We start from the raw sequence: 14,364 nt of genomic DNA, 5'->3' as shown, positions 1-14,364 counted from the left end.
TTACAGCACCTTACATGGCAGCCTCCCCCGATCGACCACAGTCGATGCGGACGCGGTTCCGTCACGGCACGCTCTACCCCTCATTCGGGTCGGGGAGGAGCAGGGGACATGGCGTATTCATCGTTGAATGGGATGATGGCGGCTTTGGTCATAGGGCTGGGCGGAGCCTCTGGACGGATCCTGCCGATGATCATGCGTTTGAAAATTGCATCTCGATGCTCCTTTACGACCCCGGTTCGGTGAACCTCGATAATTTCGACCAAGTGGCCTTTGTCCGCGGCCTGCTACGGTCCGAGGGTTATACCGATACCGACTTCAGCTATGATGACGATAGCGACAAACTGACAGCGACCGAAAACGCGGCGCTGGCGAAATTCCGCGCTGATCGTGGGATCGGTGTGGATAGCAACGATCTCAAACCGGTGATCGAGTCCGTCATGCCGCGCATCCGCGACAAGGCTTTTGACGACCCCAAGACCAAGCGGCACAACAATGGGACTGCGTCGCTTGAGGCCTGCGATATGGCTTATGCGCTGCCGAACATCTCTATCACCAAGACCGGTAAAACGAACTACACCAGCAACAAGGATTTTGCATGCTACGCGGGCGGCTTTTACATCTACACCATCGAAATCACCGCAAAGGAAAGCAACTTTCTCGCCAAGGACGTAACGGTCTTTGACAAGCTGCCGCACTCTGGTTGGACTTTGGCAAGTTATGCCCCCAAGGGCGCCAACGGATGGCAATGTACACGCTACAAGAGCGATGAGATCATCTGCCAACACGGGCCGGTGGATTTGCCGAAGGGCCAATCTCTGAAACTGGAAATTGATCTCAAAGGCTATCCGCCAGAGGCCTTTCCGCGCGAACAGCAGGTGGTGAACTGCGCCCAGTTCTATTTCGACAGTGACCTGACCCCCGCCAAACTGGCCGAATTGGGCTATTATGGCTGTTACCGGCAATGGATGCTGATCAGTGATCATATCGGCTATCGTGTCACCATGGACGGCACAGGAACGTGTACACCGCCACATTGCTCTTCGCTCACCGCCAGAATCGAGCCGGACGAGACCACCAAACACCAGCCAAACCGCTGGTCGCTGGACGGAACGGGCGCTTGTCTGCCGCCAGACTGCCCGGTGTCTGCGGCCTCTGGCACCTTGCCGCTGTTCGGGCACCCAGGACTGTCGTTTCCAGTTCGGCTTTTCCAGTGCTGGCAAACAACCTGTGACAGGCCCGGTTGTGATCCGCGATAGCCTGCCAAAGCCGGGCGCTCAATTGGGTCAGGTCTACGGCGACGCGGACTGCACACAATCCGGTCAGACGATCACCTGTGTGTCGCGCGACGGTCCGTTGGCGCAAGGTTTGCCGCTGAGCTTTTCCATGGACTTGCGCCTGCCGCAAACGACAAGAGCCGAAAGCTTTCGCAACTGTGCCGAACTGGCGCTGATTGACCCAGACGACAGGTCCGCGCTTGGCCGCGACGACGTGCGGGTCCTGCAGGACACACTATCGGCCTTGGGGCATGATCCGGGTCCGTCGTATGGTGTGGTTGGTCCCCGCACGCTGCGGGCGGCAAACGCCGCGAGGGCCGACTTGGGAATGACCGAAAGCCAGACACTGGACCGGGCGCTGCTGGCCCGGTTGCTGGGCGTGTCGCCCCAGCAAAAGGATGCCAATCCCGACAATGACCGCGCATGCGCAACCGTTGGCCTGCAAGTCTGTTCGCCCGGCTAAAGCGTCAGCATTCGTACCGGAAATTGCTATTGCCCATCGTCCAGAACGGTCGTGAACGGTCGATGCGTTACTCCGGCACCCACGCCAAAACCGCGCGCACCCGCCCCACAGGCGGCCCCCGTTCCTGCCCCGGCTCCCACGCCAATCCCGGCACCGGCATCGCGAAAGCCAGTCACAGGGGTCATCAGAGATGAATTCAAGGTCCCTCCGGCTCTGATCCCTCACGCCGAGACATATCCGCAGGGCCAAGTCTTCAGCACGCAGGCCGGGCGGTGTATCCTGAAACCCGGCACGATTTCGCCCCTGCTGCCACAGGCGCTGCCCAAACTTCAGGTCATTCCGCTGCAATGCCCGCCCGGCCAAGTGATCTGCCCACAGACCGGCACCTGCGTCCTAAGCGGGGTAAAGATCGATTGAAACGAGCCACCGTCGGTCTGTCATGGTCCGCGACCGACACATCGCTGTTAAACGGAGGGGCGATGTGATCCGCGAGACCCTCAGCCGTTCCCCCCGATGCAGGCGACCGCTGCCCGCGCAAGATGGGCGGACGCGGCAACACCATCGATCAGCGGTATGCCCGTCCTTGCCTCCAACGCGGACTTGAGCGGTGCCATACCCGCACAGCCCAGCACCGCGCAGGCGGCCCCGTCTTCAATACGGGCCAGCTCGACCTCGGCGGCGATCCTGAGGATCGTCTCTGGCGCGCCCTCGTCGATGGTCAGAACAGGCAGGCCGCTTGCCCGGACCGAGGCAGCGAGGCCCGAGAACCCGAGCCTGTCGATATTCTGCTCGATGACCGGGATCGATACGGCAAGCGAGGTGACCACGGAAAAGCGCATCCCCAGCAGCGAGGCCATCACGTAGGACGCCTGTCCGATGCCCAGCACCGGGAAATCGGCCTGCGCCTGCGCTTCGACAAGGCCGGTGTCGTCAAAGCAGGCAATGACGACCGCGTCAGCGCCCCCGGACCGGGCTGTTGCCAGCCTGGACAGGACACCGGGCACCGCCTTGTCACCATCCTCGGCCCCTTGGATCGCGGCTGGGCCATCGCTGTTTGTCATCCCGGCAATCTCGACCCCGGGCAACGCCTGCCGCGCGGTGGCTACAATCCCCCGTGTCATGCTCTCTGTCGCATTGGGGTTGATATAGACGATCTTCACACGCCCTTTCCCGCATCCGACCCCTGACGCGCGCGGCGCTTGTTCATGAGCCATGCGCTCAGGACGAACACCGCGATGATCCCGAAGGAAAACAGGGTGGTCAGGGTCCCCAGCGCAAAGATCACCGGCGTGGTGACATTTGTAGTCATGCCGAAGATTTCCAGCGGCAAGGTGTTGTAGCTGCCCGCCGTCAGCAATGTCCGGGCAAATTCGTCATAGGAGAGGGTAAAGCCAAACAGGGCGACGCCAATCAACGAGGGCGCGATGATCGGCAGGACCACATAGCGGATCGTCTGCCAAGCGTTCGCGCCCTGATCGCGCGCGGCCTCTTCATAGCTTTTATCAAAGCGGTTGAAGACGGCGAACATGATCAACAGGCCAAAGGGCAGCGTCCACGTCAGCTGTGACCCGAACCCCGAGGTCGCCCAATGCACCCTCAGCCCCAACTGGTTAAAGATCAGGCCGACGCCCAGCGACACAAGGATCGACGGGATCACCAAGGATGTGATGGCCGCGTAAAACAGGATGGCCGATCCGGCAAAGCGCTTGCGAAACGCCAGCCCGGCCATGACAGAGACCACGACCGTGGTAACCATGACCAACAGCCCAAGGCCGAGGCTGCGCCGGAACGCGCCCCAGATGTCACCGACTGCCTGTTCCTGAAAAAGGTCGCGGAACCAGTGCAGTGAAACGCCGTTCATCGGAAAGGTCAGGCCCCCTTGCGGCCCCTGAAAACTGAGGATGCCGATGGTCAGGATCGGGCCGTATAGAAACAGCACAAACAGGCCAAAGAAGGCGGCAAGCACGTAGAAACTGCGCGGGCGGCGTTCCATCTTACAGCTCCTTTCGGATGTTGACGAAGCGAAGCAGGATCGCGATCACGATCAGCACCGTGCACAGCAGCACGACGGCGGTGGCGGCGGCAGAGGGGTATTGCAGCAAGGAGATATCGTTCGAGATCAGTCGCCCCACATTTGCCCGCTGCGACCCGCTCATGAAGCGCACGGTGATGAAGTCGCCCATCACCAGTGTCACCACAAAGATCGTGCCGATCATGATGCCCGGCTTGGTCAGCGGAATGATCACATGCACCAGCGTCTGAAATCCGGACGCACCATTGTCCCGCGCGGCCTCAAGCAGGGATTTGTCGATCCGCATCATGGTGTTGAAGATCGGAACCACCATGAACAGCGTATAAAGATGCACAAAGGCGAGGATCACCGAGAAATCGGAATAAAGCAGCCATTCCAGCGGCTCTTCGATCACGCCCCAACTGATCAGCGTCTGGTTGGCGATGCCATTGCGCCCCAGAAAGGGAATCCAAGAGATCATCCTGATGATATTCGACGTCCAGAACGGGATCGTGCAAACCAGAAACAGCGCGATCTGTATCGTCAGGCTGCGCACGTGGAAGGCAAGGAAATAGGCGACGGTAAAGCCGATGGACAGGGTCAGGGCCCAAGTGATGAAGGCGTATCGAAAGGTCGCGCCAAAAACCTTGTAGGTCACCGGCGACGAGAACAGGAATTCGTAGTTGTCCCAAAGAAACGCGGGGTAGATCGAGAACTCGGTCGCGCCCCAAAAGCTGACGATAGCGATCATGATGATCGGCGCGATCAGGAAACCCACCAGCACCAGCGTCAGCGGTGCGGCCTGCAACCATCCCAGAACATGCCGGTTTTTCAGATAATTCGCCGCCATCGGGCCTCCGCACGTCTCGCGCTACATTTCGGGTTTTTCGAGGTGCGGGGAGACGGCTCTCCCCGCACCGGGACGCCTCGCAGAACGCGAGGCGACACGCATCAGGCTGCGATGAACTCGTTCCACTTGCGAACCATGTACTGGTTCTCGTCCATGACCGCGTTCCAGCAGGCCACAGCGCCCATGCGGTCCTCGAAAGATCCGCCATCGCGGACATCCCCGGTAGAGGCCAGCACGTCGCCGCCGGGCGAGGTGATGTCGCCAGTGGCAGGCTTGCCTTCGAACCAGTAGCCCCACTCATTTTCGGACATGAAGTCCTTGGAAGTTTCCGGCACAGCCGAATAGTACCCCTGACGCATCAGGTAACCGCCGACCCAGCCCGAGAGATACCAATTGATGTACTCATAGGCTGCGTCCAGCTCGATCCCAGACAGGGACGAGGACAGGCCGATGCCGCCGCCCCAGGACCGGTAGCCCTCTTTCAGGGGCTGGTAGACGCAAGGAATGCCGCGCGACTTGACCGCAGTAATGGCGGGCGACCACATGGATTGGATCACCACCTCTCCGCTCGCCATCAGGTTCACCGACTCGTCGAAGGTTTTCCAGAAGGCGCGGAACTGGCCGTTCTGCTTGGCCTCGGTGAAAATCGCCATGGTCTTGTCGATCTCGTCGCGGGTCATGTTGCCCTTGTCGCCATACTGGATCTCACCCATCGCCTCGCAGACCATGGCCATATCCATGATGCCGATGGACGAAATATCGAGAAGCGACGCCTTACCCTTGAATTCCGGGTTCAGCAGTTCGGCCCATGTGTCGATCGGACGACCGATCAGGTCGGGGCGGATGCCCAGCGTGTCGGCATTGTAGATCGTCGGAATCAGCGTCATCCAGTTGGTCTGCTCATCGGCAAAGGTTTTGGCCCCCTGCTCGGGAACAAAGCCCACGGTATGCGGCGCGGTGCCCTGTGCGATCACGCTGTCCGGGGTCAGCTTGCCGGATTTGAAGATGCCGACAATCTTGTCGTAGTTGGCGATCTTCGACACATCCATGGCTTGCAGGTTGCCGGTCGGCCAGACCTTTTTGCAGATCCAGTATTCGATGTCGGCAATGTCAAAGCTGTCGGGCTGGGTGGCGGCGCGTTGGGTGACGCTGTCGCTGTCCAGCGCGGTCATTTCCAGCGTAAATCCAAGGTCTTCTTTCACCTTCTTGGCCACGTCGTTCAGGTTCGACACGCCGGTGCCGAACTGACGCAGCACGATGTCCTTGGTGTCCTGCGCCCAAAGCATGGGGGCCGGCAGGGCAGACGCGGCAAGAGTCGCGCCGCCGGCCTTGAGCATCGAACGGCGGGAATATCCGACCTTGGGTTTCGACATGATATCAGTCCTCTCTGTTTAACCGTGTGAATTTGGGTTGGTGTCGTGGCCGTTCAGGCCAGGAGGCGGTGCAGCCGCCCCTCGTCCCAGCTGAGCGTGACCGCTTCGCCGGGGGATTTTGGGGCTGCGAAAAACTGATCCTCGGGCAGCAGGGCAAGCACCTCGTCGCCGCTGTCGGTCCTGGTCGTGACCGCAACCGAAGCGCCCTGATATTCGACGGCAACAACCGTCGCAGGCATGCCATCCGGGGCCAGCCTGACCGCGTCGGCTCGCACCGTGACCTTACCCTCGGGCAAGGCAAGGACGTTATGGCCGCCGATGAAACGCGCGACGAATTCTGTGCGCGGCGCGGCCCAGACGTCACGCGCAGGGCCGGCCTGTTCGATCACGGCGTCGTTCATCACGACGATTTCATCCGCCAGTGCCAGCGCTTCGTCCTGTCCGTGGGTGACGTGGATAAAGGTGATGCCCAGCTCGCGCTGCAGTTTCTTCAACTCCGACCGCATGCGGATGCGCAGAAACGGGTCCAGTGCAGAAAGCGGTTCGTCCAGCAGCAGGACCTTGGGTTGCGTGACCAGCGCGCGGGCCAAGGCCACACGCTGTTGCTGCCCGCCGGACAGTTGCGCCGGAAGCCGGTCGGCAAGGTGGGTCATGTCCACCAGTTCCAGCAGTTCATCCGCCTTCTTGTGGCGCGCGCCCTTGTCCATGCCTTTCATGCGCAGCGAAAACGCCACGTTGTCGCGTACCGACAGGTGCGGGAACAGCGCGTAGTTCTGAAACATCATCGCTGTGCCACGCTGGGCCGGGGCAAGGTTAGAGACATCCTGCCCATCCAGCAGGATCGAGCCATCAGAGACGTCTTCGTGCCCTGCGATCATCCGCAGGGTCGATGACTTGCCACAGCCCGAAGGGCCTAGCAAACAGACGTAGCTGCCCGGCACGAACACATGGCTCAAATCGCGCACGGCGATCGTATTGCCATAGCGTTTGGTCACGTGAACCAGTTCCAGATCGTATCCTGTCCGCATGCCACCCCCATCAGATTGACAACCTCAGGATGGGATCAGGTATTCGCTTGGGGGCAATTTTTTCCGACTTCGGCACCGCCGAAAACCTGCTTCGGGTAAAATTTGTGCAGTTGCGGCACTCATGTGTTCAAAAATGATCGCAATTTTGTATACAATTCCGGATGCAAGGTGAAGGGTCGGGTCGCCCTTGTTCCTCGGTTGCCGAATCGCAAAGATGGGACGGCAGGAAAACAGTGGCAGTGCGGTATGAACAGTTTCGACAGTAAACCTTGGTCCAGCGTAACCGTCGCCGCCGATCTGGAACGCGCGATTCATGAACATCGCCTGCCCCCCGGCACAAAACTGGGCGAGGATGAACTGGGCGATGCCTATGGCATCAGCCGAACCATCGTGCGCGCCGCCTTGCTGGCCCTGTCGCACCGTCATCTGATCGAACTGAAACGCAACCGGGGCGCGTTTGTCGCGCAACCGTCTGTGCGTGAGTCGCGGGAGGTTTTTGAGGCGCGCGCCCTTCTGGAGCCGCGCACCGCCCATTCCGCCGCCGAGCGCATGACCGAAGACAGCCTCATCCTCTTGCGTGACAACATCGAACAGGAACATGCCGCGCTGGATGCCGGAGAAAACGGGCGGGCGCTGTTCCTGTCCGGCCAATTCCACGTCGAAATCGCGCGGATCGCCGACCAGACAACGATCGAGGCATTTGTGTCCGAACTGATCTCGCGGTCGTCGCTGATAATCGCGCTTTACTGGCGGCGCCGCGCGGCGATGTGCGAAACGCAGGCCCATCACGCGTTGCTGGACGCCTTTGCCGCCCGCGATGGCGCGCTGGCCGAACAGTTGATGAAAAGTCACCTTCTGGACCTTGTCGCCTCTTTGGACCTGCGCAATGTCACCCAGCCCCCCACGTCCCTGCGCGAGGCGCTGAACCGATGACCACGGCCTTTCGCATTGCCACTTTGACCGACGTCCGCATGATGCTCGACTGGGCCGCTGCCGAAGGCTGGAACCCCGGACGGGCCGACGCAGAGGCCTTTTACGCGACAGATCCCGGTGGCTTTTTCGTCGCCGAGGTGGATGGCAAGCTTGTTGCGGCCATCTCTGTCGTGAATCATTCCGACGATTTCGCCTTTCTTGGCCTGTACCTCTGCCTCCCCGAGTATCGCGGCCAGGGGATAGGCTATGCCCTCTGGACCCATGCCCTGAAGCACGGGGAAAACCGGACTGTCTGTCTGGACGGCGTGCCGGAGCAAGAGGCCAATTATGCCAAGTCGGGGTTCGTTCGGACCGGTCAAACGCGTCGGTTTTGCGGAACGCTGCCCGCCGCGCAGGTGTCACTGCCGATCGCCAGCCATTTTGACACAGACACCCTCACCGGACTGGACTACGCCGCGAACGGGTATGGGCGACGGCGCTTTCTAGAGACATGGACAGACCAACACGGCTCCCGAAAAACCGTCTTGCTCAAACGCGGGGATGCGATTTCGGGGTTCGCGACGGCGCGTCTATGTCGACAGGGATGTAAGATCGGGCCGGTGGTGGCCCCCTCCGCCGATGACGCCTTTGGCCTTGTCCTGCAGGCCGCCGCCGCCCTTAATCAGACCGAAGTCATCGTGGACGTTCCCGACCATGCCACCGGCCTGACCGATGTGTTGCGGGAAGCAGGCTTTGTCGAAACCTTTTCGACCGCGCGTATGTACCGTGGTTCTCCGCCCGCCATGGGCGAGACGCTGCACGCCATCGCAACAATGGAACTGGGCTGAGGTGTAAATCTGACCGGCCCCACGGCTGCAACCCGGGGGCAGCCTGCGCGAAACGATGTCCGCCCGGTCAACAATACAGCGCCGGTCAATGCTGTCCTTTATCAAACGCCGCCAGTGCGGCGGACAACAAGGGGTGATCCTTCGCATAGGTTTCCACCGGGATTCCGGCCCGTGCCGCGTCTGCCGCCTGTCGGAGAGATGTCACGCCAGCCCCCGGACCGTCTGGATGGCTCATGATGCCGCCCCCTGCGCAGAACAGAAAATCCTGATTGCCCAGGAAGGCCGCACATTCTCCCGTCTGCCAGACAGTCTGGCCCGACGAAAAGACAGGCAAGGCAGAACGGGCTGTTCCCGGCAACTTTTCCTGAACGGCCTTTGCGGCCTCCATCACCAGTTCATCCGGCTCTGTGAACTTGTTGCGCAAGCCGTTCACATGCAGATGGTCGACACCCGCCATGCGCCATATTTTCTGCTGCACCGGATATGAAATGCCAATGTCCGGCGACCGTGACATCAACCCCCATCCGTTCCGGTGTCCATGCAGGGGCAGGCTTGACCGTTCGCGCAGAAACCGGATGCCGCTCAGCCCGACCCAGTTGAGCGAGACCATGGCGCATGTCGCGCCAAGACGTTCCAACAGGTCAGCGCGCTGCGCCATCTCGTCAATCTCACCGGTGATATTGAACGCATACATCACCTTGCGCCCCGTCGCGTCTGCATGGCGGTTCAATACGTCCATCACGGCCTTGGCCCGCTCCTCCAGCGTATTGCCGGGTCCGCTGGACTGCAATTCATCGTCCTTGATGAAATCGACACCGGCCTCGGCCAAAGTGTCGACAAGCGCGGCGGTGTCCTCGACCGTCAAGCCGATGCTGGGCTTTATGATGGTCCCGATCATTGGCCCCTCAGGCACGCCCATCAGTTGACGGGTGCCATCAATGCCATGAGCCGGTCCCGGAAGCGCCGCGGCAAAGCTTTCTGGAACATCCAGTCCGATGAGGCGGATGGCGGATATCTCGGCCAGTTCGAACAGGTTGCCGGCGATTGTCGCCATAAGGTTCGGCAGCGACGGTCCGATGTTGGTGACAGGCCAGCTCAGCCGGACAATTCCCCGCTCATAGGTGTCCCCCGTCAACCGGCACGGCAAGGCGGGCGTCCGGGATGTGCCCGTCACCTCGATATGTTCGACCTTGGCCGCAGCGCGGTCGCGTAACTCGTCGGTCTCCGAGGGAAGGCGCACGAACGTGCCCGTTGATTGCTCACCCGCGACCACGGCTGCGGCACGTTCCAGACCGACAGGAGACTCGATTTCATAAGTTGCCTCAAAGCGTTCTGCGCTCATGTGCGTTTACCCCCGCCGTCGCGAACCCAGCCAAAGTAATCGGGTGAGCCCATTTGTCCGCCCTTCAGGGCAATTTCCAAACCTTCCATCGGCCCGGATGCCCGCGCGCGACAGATCGCGGCGCCGGGAATCGTCGGGGCCACAGCTTCCAGCGCGTAGATGCCCAGCGCCTCACAGACCCGGCCCGAGGTGTCGCCTCCCGACACCGCGATACGGCGCAGACCCAGATCATCGACCAAGGCCCGCATGATCCGCCCAAGGGAGCGCCCGATCAGATCGTTGGCGTGGTCCATGTCGCCTGCGGCTGCCTTGCGGACATGCTCCAACGCGGGATCGTCCGGACCCTCTGCGGTAAAGACAATGGGCGGCACTCCCGCGGCAAGAGCTCCTTTCGCCGCTGCCAAAGTCTGATCCTCGGAGAGCGATGCGTCGCTTCCCAAAAGACTTGCAGCTTCTAGGCGAATGGGGGCGAACCCATTGTTGCGGGCCCATGAAATCTGCGCCGCGCTGGTCGGCGAAACGGATCCCGAAACAACGGCAAAACGGTCATCGCGCCCCAGACCCGGCGGCGCAGGTTGGGTTTCGATCATGCCCTTGCTCTGCAGAAATGAGACCAGTGCATATTCCACCCCCTGCGATCCGACGACAAAGCGGCTGTCATGCCGGTGATCCCACAACAGCCGTCCGACCTCGGCCTGTTGGTCAGCAGAAATCATGTCCACCGACCAGATGTCCGGGGTGCCTGAGAATTTCTGATCCGCAAGACCTTTGGCAAAATCTTCCAGAGTGATGCATCCGGTAGGGGTCTGCGTCTGAGCCGACAGATGACGAGCAACGTCCGCCTCTGCCATCGGAGTGACGGGGTGACGGGCCATGACCGGATGCCGGTCCAGCCGATACACACCGTCGGCCGCCGAACAGAATAGAGACCCGAATGCCTGATACCGCCGCATTTCCGGGGCCGCCGTGACCACTGGAACAGGTGCCGCCCCAAAATGTCTTTGGCCTATGTCGGTGGCTTTGCCAATCGACCCGACGGTCGGAGAGGAATCGAGCGTTGAGCATATCTTATAGTGAACGAACTCAGCGCGGGTCTGATCAAGGAAATCGTAGAGCGGTGGCAGATTGTCTTCCATCCAGGCAGGCGACCGCGACCGGGCCAACGTCGCAACGCCGATGCCCGCCAGTCCGTTGCTTGCTGGCAATGCCTCAGGTCCGGGGGCCGACAAGTACAGGATCGAACGCAGCCCTGCGAAACTGAGAACCTCCATAACGGCGGCGGCGCCGGTGAAATCGTCGCCCAGCCAAGCCACCAAGGGTCGGTCGAAGTTGTTGGCAGAGACATCGCCCATGCTATACATCACCTCATCATACCAGTTTGGAGTTAACCCCGATCCATCAAGAGGTCAACGGCGCTCAGGGCCTATAGAGTTGACTTCCTGCCCCCTGTTCTGGGATTTGGCATCAAAAAGACGGACCGTGAAACATGTCGACCGACACACCACCCAAGGCCACAGACAAGATCGTCAGATTGAAGCTGTCTGAGCAAGTCCTTGATCGTCTGCGCGACATGATCCGCAGCGGCGAGTTGAGACCGGGGGACTACATGCCCTCTGAACGCGCTCTGATGGCGCAGTTCAGTGTCGGCAGACCGGCGGTTCGAGAGGCCCTACAGGCCATGCATACCCAAGGACTGATCACGATCAGCCACGGTGAACGCAGCCGGGTGAATGAGTTATCAGCCAATTTGGTGCTGGACCAAAGCGATATGGTCGCGAACATCCTTTTGGACGCGGTGCCCGCCAATCTGGAACACCTCAAGGAAGCGCGCCGCATGTTCGAACTCGGGATCGTCCGGGCAGCGGCCGAAAAGGCGACGAAAAAGGATGTCGAAAAACTGCGCGATCTGCTGACCCAACAGCAGTCGTTCCTGACCCGCGAATTGGACGTCCGAAACTTCGTCGAAACGGACATGGCGTTTCATACCGGCATCGCGGAAGTTCTGGGAAATCCTGTCATCACGGCTGCATCCAGCGCCATGCTGCGATGGCTCCAAGAATATCACACGGCTCTGTTGCATTGGTCCGACAATGAACAGATCACATTGGATGAACACGCCCGCATCATCGACTGCATCGCTGCCAATGATGCCGAAGGTGCGGTAGAAGAGATGCGCAGCCACCTTGATCGTTCGCGAGAAAAGTTCATGCCACGCCGCACGTCCTGACTTCGCCGCTCGTAAAAGGCGACGTCGCCTGTACGCTGTGATCGGCAGGGTGCACTGACAAATTGAGCACAGCAGGTGCGCCATTTCGGGAGATTTCAGGTGGAGCAAGCGGACACTCTTTTGAAACTCTACGGAACTGGGGACCCCACGCAGGTGATGCGGAAAGTCTCGACTGGTCCACTGACTTTCTACTATTCGCAGGACGGTCTGCGCCGTCTGACGTGGAATGGAACGGAACTTGTCCGCGCTTTGGCGTGGCCAATCCGCGATGAAAACTGGGGCACCTATCCGGCGCGGATCATCGCCGAGGCCATCGACGATAGCGACGGGTTTACTGCGCACCTGACGTTTGAGGTTGGCGATGGCAGGTTGATCTGTGACCTGCGTGTCCGGGCCTTAGATACCGGCGATGTGTTCGCCGATCTGGTGATGACCCCGAAGGGCGGACCCTTTTCCACCAATCGCGCTGGGTTCACCGTTCTGCATCCCATCAAAGGTATCGCCGGGGCGCCGTTGCATGTGTCCCACGCCGATGGAATATCTCAGGAAACAACCTTCCCCAAGCATATCCAGCCCAACCAACCTGTGAAGGACATCGCCGGGCTGCAATACGGCCTTGACGGCCAATCGGTCAAAATTGACTTCGAGGGCGAGGTCTTTGAGATGGAGGACCAGCGCAACTGGTCCGATGCCTCTTTCAAGACCTATTGTGTGCCACTGGTGTATCCCTTCACATACGACATCACAGAACCGACGCGACAATCTATCCGCATGAGGTTCTCAGGTGACGCGGTTCCGGTGAAGCCTGAAAGCGAACGGTCTGCCCTGAGGGTTGAGGCCTCCAGAAGTAAGGCTCTGGACATAGGGCTGGCGGTAGAGACCGGCTGGTTGCCCAAGTCTTCCGCCGCACTCGATGCTTCGTACATCCTGTTGCGCACCTCTCCGGGGGCACCCGATTTCCCCGACCTTGCCGCGTTTGCAAGGGATTTTCCCGCCACAGATCTGGAGATCGTCCTGCCGGACGACATGTTGGTCGAAGACGGGTTGCGCGATGTGGCCGGTGCCATCACGGCGGCGGGCCTTTCGCCGACCCGTGTCATCGCCTTGCGCGACTCCTACCTTGGCAGTTACCAACCGGCTGGACCTTGGCCTGAAGGCCCAGCACCGAACGACATGCTGGAGGCAGTGCGGTCCGCCTTTCCCCAAGCCGCTGTTGGTGGCGGAATGCTGACAAATTTCACCGAAGTGAACCGCTGCCGCCCGGACACCGCAGGCTGTGATTACATCACGCACGGGCTGACCCCCCTCGTTCACGCGGGCGACGACATGTCGGTTCTGGAAACGCTGGAAACCCTGCCGCAAATCTTCGCCAGCACTGCGGCCTTGGCAAAGGGGCTGCCTTACAGACTGGGGTTGGCCAGCATTGGGATGCGCTCAAACCCCTATGGTGCCGCCGTGGCCGAAAACCCGACACAGGTGCGACGCACCATGGCCCGGATCGACCCACGTCACCGGGCGCTGTTCGGGGCCGCCTATGCCGTGGGCGTTCTGGCGGCGACGGAAGGAAGCAAGGTCGAAGCACTTTGTCTTGGCGCCCCGGCGGGGCCATTCGGTCTGGTGTACAATCAGTCGGACTATCCACAAGCGGGCTATGACGGAACAGATCGGACCGTTTTCCCATTGTACCACGTCGTGCGTGCTGCGTGCTCTATGACGGGACACCCAAGAGTATCCTTAAATGGATTGCCTGAAGGTATCGCCGGTTACGGGGCTGAACTGGACGGCACGTTTTGTTTCATGCTGGCCAATGTCACGGACCGGGCGCGACGTGTCGCACTTGGCAATGCGGCGGAGACCCTGTGCCTTGACGTTGAGACTTTCGACGCGGCCACCACATCCGCCGAGTGGCTGGACACTGCGACACACTCAAAGAGTACGGATGCGGAATTGCGGCCCTTTTCGGTTGCCTTCCTCAGAACGGAACAATCCAGCCGCTAACGTTCAGAGGGAGATTTCAAACGGATCTAACTGTCCCC

Annotated in this window: 13 protein-coding genes; 6 read left to right on the top strand and 7 right to left on the bottom strand. The window is 60.5% G+C overall.

What is annotated here, in order from left to right:
- Positions 1–215: 215 nt before the first annotated feature.
- Both VOI21_RS20395 and VOI21_RS20390 read left to right on the top strand, forming a co-directional pair.
- The gene (locus VOI21_RS20395) at positions 216–1,256 is read left to right on the top strand and encodes a hypothetical protein (RefSeq protein ID WP_323771802.1); all 1,041 of its coding nucleotides are present in this window, start codon (positions 216–218) and stop codon (positions 1,254–1,256) included.
- On the top strand, positions 1,228–1,737 hold the full coding sequence (locus VOI21_RS20390; protein WP_323771801.1) for a hypothetical protein: 510 nt from the start codon (positions 1,228–1,230) through the stop codon (positions 1,735–1,737). The genes VOI21_RS20395 and VOI21_RS20390 overlap by 29 nt, the downstream gene beginning before the upstream one ends.
- Before the next feature lie 497 nt (positions 1,738–2,234).
- Here the strand turns inward: VOI21_RS20390 and VOI21_RS20385 are convergent, their stop codons facing one another.
- From VOI21_RS20385 to VOI21_RS20365, 5 genes are all read right to left on the bottom strand, one after another.
- The gene (locus tag VOI21_RS20385; protein WP_323771800.1) at positions 2,235–2,897 is read right to left on the bottom strand and encodes an aspartate/glutamate racemase family protein; all 663 of its coding nucleotides are present in this window, start codon (positions 2,895–2,897) and stop codon (positions 2,235–2,237) included.
- Positions 2,894–3,730 (bottom strand): ABC transporter permease, encoded by an 837-nt coding sequence (locus VOI21_RS20380; protein ID WP_323771799.1) that lies wholly within the window; start codon positions 3,728–3,730, stop codon positions 2,894–2,896. The genes VOI21_RS20385 and VOI21_RS20380 overlap by 4 nt, the downstream gene beginning before the upstream one ends.
- A gap of 1 nt (position 3,731) precedes the next feature.
- The gene (locus tag VOI21_RS20375) at positions 3,732–4,598 is read right to left on the bottom strand and encodes an ABC transporter permease (protein WP_323771798.1); all 867 of its coding nucleotides are present in this window, start codon (positions 4,596–4,598) and stop codon (positions 3,732–3,734) included.
- 101 nt (positions 4,599–4,699) lie between these two features.
- Positions 4,700–5,971: a PotD/PotF family extracellular solute-binding protein gene (locus tag VOI21_RS20370; RefSeq protein ID WP_323771797.1), complete on the bottom strand. Its 1,272-nt coding sequence runs from the start codon at positions 5,969–5,971 to the stop codon at positions 4,700–4,702.
- A 53-nt stretch (positions 5,972–6,024) separates the two neighbouring features.
- Positions 6,025–6,999, bottom strand: coding sequence for an ABC transporter ATP-binding protein (locus tag VOI21_RS20365; RefSeq protein ID WP_323771796.1), 975 nt, complete (start codon positions 6,997–6,999; stop codon positions 6,025–6,027).
- Positions 7,000–7,245: 246 nt separating this feature from the next.
- Between VOI21_RS20365 and VOI21_RS20360 the strand changes: the two genes are divergently transcribed.
- Both VOI21_RS20360 and VOI21_RS20355 read left to right on the top strand, forming a co-directional pair.
- Positions 7,246–7,932, top strand: a complete 687-nt coding sequence (locus VOI21_RS20360; RefSeq protein ID WP_323771795.1) for a GntR family transcriptional regulator — start codon at positions 7,246–7,248, stop codon at positions 7,930–7,932.
- A complete protein-coding gene (locus VOI21_RS20355) occupies positions 7,929–8,759 on the top strand; it encodes a GNAT family N-acetyltransferase (protein WP_323771794.1) in 831 nt (276 codons plus the stop codon). The genes VOI21_RS20360 and VOI21_RS20355 overlap by 4 nt, the downstream gene beginning before the upstream one ends.
- An 85-nt stretch (positions 8,760–8,844) precedes the next feature.
- On the opposite strand, the gene VOI21_RS20350 is transcribed toward VOI21_RS20355, so the two are convergent.
- Positions 8,845–10,101: a ribulose-bisphosphate carboxylase large subunit family protein gene (locus tag VOI21_RS20350; RefSeq protein WP_323771793.1), complete on the bottom strand. Its 1,257-nt coding sequence runs from the start codon at positions 10,099–10,101 to the stop codon at positions 8,845–8,847.
- Positions 10,098–11,462, bottom strand: coding sequence for a four-carbon acid sugar kinase family protein (locus VOI21_RS20345; protein ID WP_323771792.1), 1,365 nt, complete (start codon positions 11,460–11,462; stop codon positions 10,098–10,100). The genes VOI21_RS20350 and VOI21_RS20345 overlap by 4 nt, the downstream gene beginning before the upstream one ends.
- A gap of 125 nt (positions 11,463–11,587) precedes the next feature.
- On the opposite strand from VOI21_RS20345, the gene nanR reads away from it, so the two are divergent.
- Both nanR and VOI21_RS20335 read left to right on the top strand, forming a co-directional pair.
- The gene (gene nanR, locus VOI21_RS20340; protein WP_323771791.1) at positions 11,588–12,328 is read left to right on the top strand and encodes a transcriptional regulator NanR; all 741 of its coding nucleotides are present in this window, start codon (positions 11,588–11,590) and stop codon (positions 12,326–12,328) included.
- Positions 12,329–12,481: 153 nt separating this feature from the next.
- Complete coding sequence (locus VOI21_RS20335) at positions 12,482–14,326, top strand: hypothetical protein (RefSeq protein ID WP_323771790.1); 1,845 nt, start codon at positions 12,482–12,484, stop codon at positions 14,324–14,326.
- The last annotated feature ends 38 nt before the right edge of the window (positions 14,327–14,364 follow it).

Origin of the sequence: Antarctobacter sp. (assembly GCF_034670325.1) — a bacterium.
Taxonomy (GTDB): Bacteria; Pseudomonadota; Alphaproteobacteria; order Rhodobacterales; family Rhodobacteraceae; genus Antarctobacter.
The sequence above is the reverse complement of the archived record's forward strand: the minus strand, read 5'-3'. Positions and strand labels throughout refer to the sequence as shown.

Bases quoted from the DNA above. Each gene is read 5' to 3' on its own strand.
- VOI21_RS20395 (WP_323771802.1), top strand. From the start codon at position 216: ATGCTCCTTTACGACCCCGGTTCGGTGAACCTCGATAATTTCGACCAA.
- VOI21_RS20380 (WP_323771799.1), bottom strand. From the start codon at position 3,730: ATGGAACGCCGCCCGCGCAGTTTCTACGTGCTTGCCGCCTTCTTTGGC.
- VOI21_RS20375 (WP_323771798.1), bottom strand. From the start codon at position 4,598: ATGGCGGCGAATTATCTGAAAAACCGGCATGTTCTGGGATGGTTGCAG.
- VOI21_RS20370 (WP_323771797.1), bottom strand. From the start codon at position 5,971: ATGTCGAAACCCAAGGTCGGATATTCCCGCCGTTCGATGCTCAAGGCC.
- VOI21_RS20365 (WP_323771796.1), bottom strand. From the start codon at position 6,999: ATGCGGACAGGATACGATCTGGAACTGGTTCACGTGACCAAACGCTAT.
- VOI21_RS20360 (WP_323771795.1), top strand. From the start codon at position 7,246: ATGAACAGTTTCGACAGTAAACCTTGGTCCAGCGTAACCGTCGCCGCC.
- VOI21_RS20355 (WP_323771794.1), top strand. From the start codon at position 7,929: ATGACCACGGCCTTTCGCATTGCCACTTTGACCGACGTCCGCATGATG.
- VOI21_RS20350 (WP_323771793.1), bottom strand. From the start codon at position 10,101: ATGAGCGCAGAACGCTTTGAGGCAACTTATGAAATCGAGTCTCCTGTC.
- VOI21_RS20345 (WP_323771792.1), bottom strand. From the start codon at position 11,462: ATGTATAGCATGGGCGATGTCTCTGCCAACAACTTCGACCGACCCTTG.
- nanR (WP_323771791.1), top strand. From the start codon at position 11,588: ATGTCGACCGACACACCACCCAAGGCCACAGACAAGATCGTCAGATTG.